This is a genomic window from Mesorhizobium sp. M4A.F.Ca.ET.020.02.1.1 (assembly GCF_004022645.1).
Classification (GTDB): domain Bacteria; phylum Pseudomonadota; class Alphaproteobacteria; order Rhizobiales; family Rhizobiaceae; genus Mesorhizobium.
The window spans coordinates 1-1,644 of record NZ_RZOI01001020.1; the positions used below are offsets into that span (position 1 = coordinate 1).

General features: G+C 66.9%; 2 protein-coding genes and 1 pseudogene. All 3 read left to right on the forward strand.

Annotated features, from left to right (window positions below; genetic code table 11):
- A partial coding sequence (locus tag EN742_RS34335; RefSeq protein WP_189375721.1) for a substrate-binding domain-containing protein occupies nt 1–251 on the forward strand: 251 nt, incomplete at its 5' end.
- Nucleotides 248–1,264, forward strand: a complete 1,017-nt coding sequence (locus EN742_RS34340; RefSeq protein ID WP_127404954.1) for a Gfo/Idh/MocA family oxidoreductase — start codon at nt 248–250, stop codon at nt 1,262–1,264. The genes EN742_RS34335 and EN742_RS34340, both read left to right, overlap by 4 nt.
- Nucleotides 1,261–1,644, forward strand: a pseudogene (locus EN742_RS34345) (acyl CoA:acetate/3-ketoacid CoA transferase); the annotation flags it as partial. The gene EN742_RS34340 and the pseudogene EN742_RS34345, both read left to right, overlap by 4 nt.

Here is a 1,644-nt window from a genome sequence, read left to right on the forward strand (position 1 = left end):
AGCACGGACTGGAGCCCGGCGCGGATTTTGCCGTCGTCGGCTTCGACGACGTGACCGAGGCCGAACACTACATGCCCGCGCTGACCAGCGTCGCGGTCGATGCGGCCGGTCTCGGCGAGCGCGCCGCCCATGCCATGCTGAAGATGATCCAGTCGCGCACCACCCGCGCCGAGGACCACATCGGCGCGGTCAACCTGGTGGTCAGGGAAAGCTGCGGGCCGGATCGCTCGGGAATGGGAGACGCGGCATGACCGTCCGATGGGGACTGATCGGCGCCAGCACGATCGCCAAACAGTTCATGATCAACGCCATCCGCGCGCAACGCGAGGGCGAGGTGGTTGCGGTGATGAGCTCCAGCCCCGAGCGCGCCAACGCCTATGCCGGCGAGAACGGCATTCCGCGCGGCGTCTCGACACTCGCCGATCTGCTCGGCGCCGGCGTCGACGCCGTCTACATCTCGACCACCAACGAGCTGCATCTCGAACAAGCGCTTGCCACGATCGAGGCGGGCAAGCATGTGCTGTGCGAAAAGCCGCTGGCGCTGACCAGCGCCGATGCGAGGACGATGGTCGCGGCCGCCAACGCTGCCGGCGTCGTGCTCGGCACCAACCATCATCTGCGCAATGCGGGCGCGCATCGCGCCATGCGCGAGGCGATCGCCGCCGGCAGGATCGGCAAGCCAATCGCCGCGCGCGTCTTCCATTCCGTCTACCTGCCGGAAAACCTGCAGGGCTGGCGCATCAGCAAGCCCGAAGCTGGCGGCGGCGTGGTGCTCGACATCACCGTTCACGATGCCGACACGCTGCGCTTCGTGCTCGGCGACGATCCGATCGAGATTTCCGCTTTCACGCAAGCCGCAGGCATGGCCGGCAGCGGGCTGGAGGACGGCGCCATGTGCATCTGGCGCTTCAAATCAGGTGTCATTGCCCAGTCGCATGAGGGCTTCACGACGAAATTCGCCGGCACTGGCTTCGAGGTGCACGGCTCCGAAGGTTCGCTGTTCGCCAACAATGTCATGACCCAGAAGCCGGTCGGCTCGGTGCTCTTGCGCACGGGCGCCGGCGAGGAAGAGCTGAGCTTCGACCGCGAGGACCTCTACACGCGCTCGCTGCGCCAGTTCCATGCCGCGATCCGCGACGAAGGCCGGCCTTCCGCCACCGGCGAGGACGGTGTTTGGTCGCTGGCCGCGGCTGAAGCCGCGCTGCAATCGGCCAAATCGGGCAAGGCCGTCACCATCGATCCGAAACTCGGGAGCGCGGCGTGAGCAAGGTCATTTCCGCGGCGCAGGCTGCAAGCCTGATCAAGGACCGTATGGTCGTATCGGTGTCGTCGTCGAGCGGCCTCGGCTGCCCGGACGCAGTGCTTGCCGCGATCGGCGAGCGCTTCGACGCCGAAGGCCACCCGAAGGCCATCACCACGTTGCACCCCATCGCCGCCGGCGACATGTACGGCATCAAGGGCATCGATCATCTGGCGAAACCCGGCCTGTTGAAGCGCACGCTTTGCGGCTCCTACCCTTCCGGCCCGTCATCCGCCGAGCCGCCGCAGATCTGGAAGATGATCGGCGACAATTCGGTCGAGGCCTACAATGTGCCGTCCGGCATCCTGTTCGACATGCACCGCGAGGCCGCCGCCAAGCGGCCG

What these genes read in the sequence shown, in the direction of transcription:
- EN742_RS34340 (WP_127404954.1), top strand. Translation starts at nt 248, where the DNA reads ATGACCGTCCGATGGGGACTGATCGGCGCCAGCACGATCGCCAAACAG.